Here is a 7,095-nt window from a genome sequence, read left to right as displayed (position 1 = left end):
GTTGCGGGAGCCGGATTTGAACCGACGACCTTCGGGTTATGAGCCCGACGAGCTACCAGACTGCTCCATCCCGCGCCAATAGATATCAAACCTTAAATTTAATATCGCTGTTAGCTGTTTTACAACATACTAAACAATGGCCGCTATTATAAGGATGTACGGGGTAATTAGCAACTATAATACGCAATTAGTTTATAAAATTTCCAATTCGTCAAGATGCTAATTTAATGTATATGTAAGTAACATAAGTAATCAGTCAACTTTATAAAACACCCATATTTAAGTCATAAAATATAATAACTTATTGCATCGGACGAAAATCAAACAAGCCGAACCTGAATAACTTTAATATGCTTAAAATATGTTTCAGATGCTTACTGTTTACTAGAAAATAAATTGATATAACTAAAACCCATACTTTAACACTAAATAAACGTGCAGAATTTCAACTGCCCGCTATAATCAATTTTATCCTACTTGATAATAATAGTTATTATTCACTGCAGCGAGATAGAAATGAAGCAACAACAATCAGCATTGTTAAATAACTTAACAATTATTAAGCCAAATTTTCATGCGTTTACGGCTCGATTTCATAGCAAATTGGCTGAATCTAGTATTGAGATGAATTATCCAACGGCCTTGCAGTTTAACGAAAAGAGTTTCACCCTCTTTTGTGTGTTAGAGCGAATTGTTAAGCATTTAGATAAACCAGCATCGGTAGCTCCTTTTTTAGCACATCATTTAATGTACCTAAAAAAAAGCAGTGTTTCACAAAGTGACATTGTACTTTTATCTGACGCGTTTTACGAAACCCTCAAGGAACATCTTGGTAGGCACTTTACTCCTGAGAGCCAGCTCGCTTGGAAAAAAGCACTTAGGTACTTTGAAAGTTTTGCCAGTAGTACTCTATTTGGTGTATCTAATGTGGTTTCGTTACAACAAAAAATGCAGCAAAAGCAGAGTAATAAAATTTAAATATACAATTTTTAGGGGTGGCGACTTAACTTACTTAACTTCCCCCTTAATTAAACTCATTTGAACACCATGGTCTAACACGCCTTTATTGCCTTGATAATCGGTTAAGCCTTTTTGCTCTATTCACTCGTGGTTAAATAGTAAAACGATCCTTTAATTAAATATATCCGTATAAAAAAATTTGGCTTTACTATGACTCATCACAAAACACTCAGACTAATACTAGGCGATCAGCTAAACCCATCTCATTCATGGTACAAGCAAAAAGACGACGATACGCTTTATCTCATTACAGAGCTAAAACAAGAAACCGACTACGTCAAACATCACGTTCAAAAACTGTGTGCTTTTTTTAATGCTATGGAAAACTTTGCTATCGCATTAAAAACGGCAGGTTTTAATGTTTTGCATTTAACACTTGATGATACCGTTGATGACAAAAACCTAATTGAATTACTTAAGCGAATCGCCAGTAATTACCAGTGCGATACTATTGAATACCAATACGCTGATGAGTTTAGGCTTAAATCTCAATTAGCTCAGTTTGAAAGTGAAAGTTCGTTTAATGTGATTGCCACAGACACAGAACATTTTTTATTACCGTTCACCGATATAAAAACGCGCTTTACAAAAAACAAGCATGTAACAATGGAACACTTTTATCGTGCTATGCGTAAACAATTTAATATATTAATTGATGACGAAAAGCCAACAGGTGGCAAATGGAATTTTGATAGTAATAATCGTAATAAGTTTTCTAAAACCGACTTAGCAAATATCCCAAAACCAAAACTATTAAATAATGATGTAAGTAGTATTATTGCCCGCTTAGATAGGCATAGTGTAGCTTACTTGGGTGAGCTAGATGGGCAAATATTACAATGGTCAACAACGCGTAAACAGGCAATTGAAGTACTCGAATACTTTTGTGAACACTTACTTAGTCGCTTTGGTCACTTTCAAGATGCGATGACAGATCAAAGTAAAAATAATACCAGCCTGTACCATAGCCGTTTATCGTTTGCCTTAAATGCCAAAATACTCCACCCGTTATATGTAATTAAACGTGTAATAAAAGAATACGAACAAAGACCTGATGAAATTTCACTCTCGCAAGTAGAAGGATTTACTAGACAAATACTAGGCTGGAGAGAGTATGTTCGTGCTATTTACTGGGTAAATATGCCTGATTACGCAACTAAAAACCAACTACAAGCTAAAAATAAATTACCATCTTATTTTTGGAACAGTTCTACTAAAATGAATTGCCTTAGCCACTCGCTTAAGCAAAGCCTTGAAACTGCTTATGCTCATCATATTCAGCGATTAATGGTTATTGGTAATTTTTGTATGCTCACGGGAATCAATCCTGATGAAGTGGATGAATGGTATTTAGGTGTTTACATAGATGCTATTGAATGGGTAGAAATGCCCAACACCCGAGGCATGAGTCAGTTTGCCGATGATGGAATAATTGCAACAAAGCCTTATGCAGCAAGTGGTAACTACATTAATAAAATGAGCGATTACTGCAAAAGCTGTCAGTACGACGTTAAACAAAAAGTAGGTGATAAAGCTTGCCCGCTCAATAGCTTGTATTGGCATTTTATGGATAGACACAGAGATAGGCTAGAAAATAATCCGCGTATTGGTATGGTTTATAGAAACTGGGATAAACAAGATAAAGCACTTCAAGAACAAACGCTGCAACAAGCAACCTACTACCTTAATAATTTAGAAGCCCTTTAAACAAAAAACCGCCTCATGTGAGGCGGCTAAATAATCAGGGAAAACTAATGTTGAATAGGTTTACTTACCTTCTAGTAAGTTACCACTACCAATTTCTATCTTTCGTGGTTTAAGTGCTTCAGGAATTTCACGCTGTAACTCAATGCTTAGCAAGCCGTTAGCTAAATCTGCACCAAGTACTTTTACATGATCTCCAAGCTGAAATTTACGCTCAAAGTTACGCTCTGCTATACCTTGATGAATAAACTTTCGTTCGTTACTTTCATCTTTGTTAGCTTTAATACCTGCCACTTTTAATGTGTTGTTTTCTGACTCAATGGTCAATTCACTATCGCTAAAACCTGCTACGGCCATAGTGATTCTGTATTTGTCTTTATCGAGTGCTTCTATATTGTAAGGAGGAAAACTCGGCTGCTTGTCTGTATTAGCTGCCGCATCCATAAGTGATGCTAAATGTTCGAAGCCGATAAATGAACGATAAAGTGGTGATAAGTCTACTGTACGCATAATAATATCCTCATATTTAAGCGATATTTTGCATGTGCTTTTCTATTGAACAAGCTCAAGCAAAGTTTAATTAATAATATAAATTTCAATTGTTTAAGTTTAATTTAGGACCCATCAGGCGTCCTACTTAACTATATATGGACGGTAAAATTGTTTTCAAGAGATTAATTTAAAAAAATTAAAAATAAATAAAAAAGGCACTAAAAAGTGCCTTGTTTGAAACCATGTAAAACGAATGTTATTTAATAAATGTGCCTCGGATCGGATAGTCGTTTTCTCTTGAAAACTTAATCCCACCTAGCAGTTGCTCTAAATCAGGACGAACAAACGGGCTGTTTGATATATCGACCATTTGAAGCTGATTTTTTTCATTAAGTACAAAAATCCCTGGCTCAGCAAATGGATGGTCAGTTTCTGCATCACTGCGAGGCTCGCTAATATGTAGCCCTAAATCGGTCATTTGTTCGATTGTTAAACCATAGTAAATTGGGAAGTTAATATCTATTTTTTCAAGATGTTTATTAAGCTGCTCATGGCTATCACCACTCACTGCAACCACTTCAACACCAGCATCTTTAAAGTCTTTATGAACTTTAGCAAGCTCGTTGAGTTGCGCAGTACACTTAGGGCAGTGCTGGCCTCGATAAACAACAATCATTTTCCATGCAGAGTCACTTATTCTGTCGACTAAATCTATCTTTTTCTCATCAACATCACTCACTACTAGTGATGGCATAATATCCGCAGGTTTTAAACTAGTGTTACTCATTGCGATCTCCTTTTACTGTTTCAGATTAAAAATTAATTTGCTCTTACCCATAGAGCTTAGGGTAACTTTCATTAATTCAACCTGAAAAATGTAATTAAAAATCTATTACAACTTTAAGACCATCCTTTTATTTTTCTATAAATGGTGGATGCACTTACCCCTAAATAAGCAGCAGCAAGAGGAATGTTGTCTTCACAGCTTTTAATTGCATTTTCAATCGCCCTTTTTTCAACTTGCCACAAAGGTTCTATATCGTGAACAGACATAGGGGATAGTTGGACACTCTGCTCGTTTGTATTGTGAATTGACTTAGTTGAGCTTGAATGCTTTACAGCGCCTAATCCAAATGAGTTTGGTAGCATGTCCTTTTCAATTACATCGCCATCATTAATAACGACTGTGTTTTCAATTACATTCTGTAGTTCGCGAATATTTCCTGGCCAATCGTAATTACAAAAAAGCGCCTTAACTTCATCAGAAAAGCCAATAAAGTGCTTTGAATTACTATCGCTTTTTTGTTTTAAAATATACTCAGCGAGCAGTAATATATCGTTTCCGCGCTCTCTTAATGGAGGTAGTTTTACGGGAATAACATTTAAACGATAATATAAATCTTCTCTAAAGCGCCCTTCAGCAACCTCTATTATTGGGTTTCTGTTTGTTGCACAGACTAATCGAACATCGCTGTGTAATACTTCACTACTGCCAACTTTGCTAAATATGCCTGTTTGTAAAAAGCGTAACAATTTAGCTTGTAAGTTAAGTTCCATTTCACATAATTCGTCTAAAAATAACGTGCCGCCGTTGGCCACTTCAACTGCGCCCTTTCGATCGCTTAACGCACCACTAAATGCCCCTTTAACATGACCAAAAAATTCTGATTCAAATAACTCAGCAGGAATTGCTGCACAGTTTATAGCAATAAAAGGTCCTTTATTTCGGGGGCTTGCATCATGGAGGGTCTGCGCACACACTTCTTTACCTGTACCACTTTCACCTGTAATAAATACACATGCTTTACTTCTAGCGGCACTATCAAGCAATCTAAAAACGGTTTTCATGGCGAGTGATTCACCAACAAAATCTTGGCTTTTATCTCTGTTTTTAACCAATGGCTGTACTTTAACTTGCTCTTTTGGTGTTAACGCACTTTCTACTGAGCTAATGAGTCGCTGACTTGTGAAGGGTTTCTCTAAAAAATCAAAGCCACCTAAACGCATTGCTTCTACTGCTATATCAATAGAACTATTTGAGGTGATCATTACTACGTTAGCAGGATTTTTTTGTTTATTTACAAATTGTAAAACCTCCAGCCCGCTTATATCTGGCAAGCAAACATCTTGTACTATCACCGCCGGCATTTTTTCTTTAATACCGACCAAGGCAGAATAACCATCAGTAAAATGCTTACATTCAAAACCTGCCTGTTCAAGCTGACTTGCATATAAAGCACCACTGGCGATGCTATCTTCAACAATATAAACAAGACCTTTATCCATTACATCTGACACGGCTTTCTCCTAAATAGCGATACTATTACTCATTATTTGATATGCATCTCGGGTTTTATCCAAGTTGTGCTTAATAACAAGCGCTGCGTGCAAATTTTCTTCTGTGGTTAGTGGTGGTGAATCATGTAATTGTGTTGCTAATGCAGCTAAAGGAGACGCTCCATATAAAGCGGCTGAGTTTTTTAGAACATGCATTACTTCTTTAATTTTTATAATATTTTCACTGCTAATTGCCGTATCTAATTGGTTAGCCATAGTGACTAATTCATCAATAAATAAGTTAATTAATCGAGCTAACACGGTTGTCCCAACATCCTTTTCGAGTTGAGTTAATACATTTAGCTCGGTAATACTTTTATCGACAAACTGCTCTGATATAGGCATAAACCACCTTTGTGTAAGTTAAAGCTTCGTACATTAATAAAATGTAGGAATTGTAGTTTAAGAGTAATTTGTTTTTTGCATTTTGCAAATCAAAATGAATATAAACAATTACAGAGCCCAAGTATCAATACTTTTTGATAATGTTTGCGGCCTATCAAGCAGGTAGCCCTGAGCAAGATCGCAACCAAGTTGTTCTAATATTTGTAACTGCTCATTCTCTTCAATACCTTCAGCTACCGTTTGTAAACCCAACCGCTGAGCCATGGCAATAATTGCACTACATAGCGTAAAGTCTTCATTATTAGTTGAAATACCACTTACAAAACTACGATCAATTTTTAAACCATCAATATTAAACTGACGAAGTAAACCTAAAGATGCATACCCAGTACCAAAATCATCTATCCACACTTTTACGCCTTCTTTATGGAAGTTTTCAAATGCCTTAGCTATTTTATCAGGACTATGAATGAGTGCAGTTTCCGTTAGCTCTACTTTAATAGCCTCTGGCGGTATTTGATACTTTTCGAGTAAAGACATTACTTTTGAAAACACATCACCATCTAAAATTTGTACCGGTGAAATATTTAATGAAACAGCAATATCTGTCATACCAAACTGCCGCATATGTTTTAAATCAGACAAACACTGTTCAAAAATCCAATCACCTAATTCTAAAATCATTCCCGATTGCTCTACATGAGGGATAAACTCATCTGGGCCTACAATACCAAAGTTTGGTGATTGACATCTTACTAGGGACTCAAAGCCGACCAACTTTCCTGTCCCTAGTGATACAAGCGGTTGATAAACCATTTTAAAATAATTATTTTGCATCGCATCAGACATGATTCTCTCTAACTCATGCCACCTTGCGAGATTGACTGGACTTTCCGATTCTAGATATTTAAATGCATTCATGGTTTGCTCCGATTTTCACCCTTAGTGACTTATACATTTAAGAGCAAGTTATAGACCATTTAAAAAGCTAAAGAATAAAAATAAAAACCATTAAATTCAGTGTGTTAAATTTATTTTTTTGAAATTTTAAATTATTTCATTTTATTTGCATTTTGCAATTCAGTTTGCAATGCACTTAAATTAATAAGTGAGCGTTTACTCATAGGTTGGATCTTAAGGAATAAAACTTGAAAACATGCTCTGAATTTGATCTGATAGTAATCGCCAAACCACTAT

The 7,095-nt window shown here is 35.7% G+C and carries 7 protein-coding genes and 1 tRNA gene; 2 read left to right on the top strand and 6 right to left on the bottom strand.

What is annotated here, in order from left to right; all coding sequences use genetic code 11:
• Nucleotide 1: 1 nt before the first annotated feature.
• Nucleotides 2-75: transfer RNA gene (locus tag I6F53_RS19640), tRNA-Met, on the bottom strand.
• A 441-nt stretch (nt 76-516) separates the two neighbouring features.
• Here I6F53_RS19640 and I6F53_RS19635 point away from each other — a divergent pair.
• Both I6F53_RS19635 and I6F53_RS19630 read left to right on the top strand, forming a co-directional pair.
• Nucleotides 517-978 carry a globin gene (locus I6F53_RS19635; RefSeq protein ID WP_166419167.1) on the top strand — a complete coding sequence of 154 codons (462 nt, stop codon included), beginning with the start codon at nt 517-519 and terminating at the stop codon, nt 976-978.
• A 192-nt stretch (nt 979-1,170) separates the two neighbouring features.
• Nucleotides 1,171-2,727 (top strand): cryptochrome/photolyase family protein, encoded by a 1,557-nt coding sequence (locus tag I6F53_RS19630; RefSeq protein ID WP_197240872.1) that lies wholly within the window; start codon nt 1,171-1,173, stop codon nt 2,725-2,727.
• A 60-nt stretch (nt 2,728-2,787) separates the two neighbouring features.
• On the opposite strand, the gene I6F53_RS19625 is transcribed toward I6F53_RS19630, so the two are convergent.
• The 5 genes from I6F53_RS19625 to I6F53_RS19605 all read right to left on the bottom strand — a co-directional run bounded on the left by I6F53_RS19625 (nt 2,788) and on the right by I6F53_RS19605 (nt 6,747).
• Nucleotides 2,788-3,234, bottom strand: coding sequence for an Hsp20 family protein (locus I6F53_RS19625; protein WP_197240871.1), 447 nt, complete (start codon nt 3,232-3,234; stop codon nt 2,788-2,790).
• 238 nt (nt 3,235-3,472) lie between these two features.
• Nucleotides 3,473-4,003: a redoxin domain-containing protein gene (locus I6F53_RS19620; RefSeq protein WP_197178212.1), complete on the bottom strand. Its 531-nt coding sequence runs from the start codon at nt 4,001-4,003 to the stop codon at nt 3,473-3,475.
• Nucleotides 4,004-4,116: 113 nt separating this feature from the next.
• A complete protein-coding gene (locus tag I6F53_RS19615) occupies nt 4,117-5,514 on the bottom strand; it encodes a sigma-54-dependent transcriptional regulator (protein ID WP_197240870.1) in 1,398 nt (465 codons plus the stop codon).
• A 9-nt stretch (nt 5,515-5,523) separates the two neighbouring features.
• Nucleotides 5,524-5,898, bottom strand: coding sequence for an Hpt domain-containing protein (locus I6F53_RS19610; protein WP_197240869.1), 375 nt, complete (start codon nt 5,896-5,898; stop codon nt 5,524-5,526).
• Nucleotides 5,899-6,006: 108 nt separating this feature from the next.
• Nucleotides 6,007-6,747: a putative bifunctional diguanylate cyclase/phosphodiesterase gene (locus tag I6F53_RS19605; protein ID WP_197240868.1), complete on the bottom strand. Its 741-nt coding sequence runs from the start codon at nt 6,745-6,747 to the stop codon at nt 6,007-6,009.
• Between the last annotated feature and the right edge of the window lie 348 nt (nt 6,748-7,095).

It is taken from the genome of Pseudoalteromonas sp. SWN29, assembly GCF_015864465.1.
GTDB lineage: Bacteria > Pseudomonadota > Gammaproteobacteria > Enterobacterales > Alteromonadaceae > Pseudoalteromonas.
The sequence above is the reverse complement of the archived record's forward strand: the minus strand, read 5'-3'. Positions and strand labels throughout refer to the sequence as shown.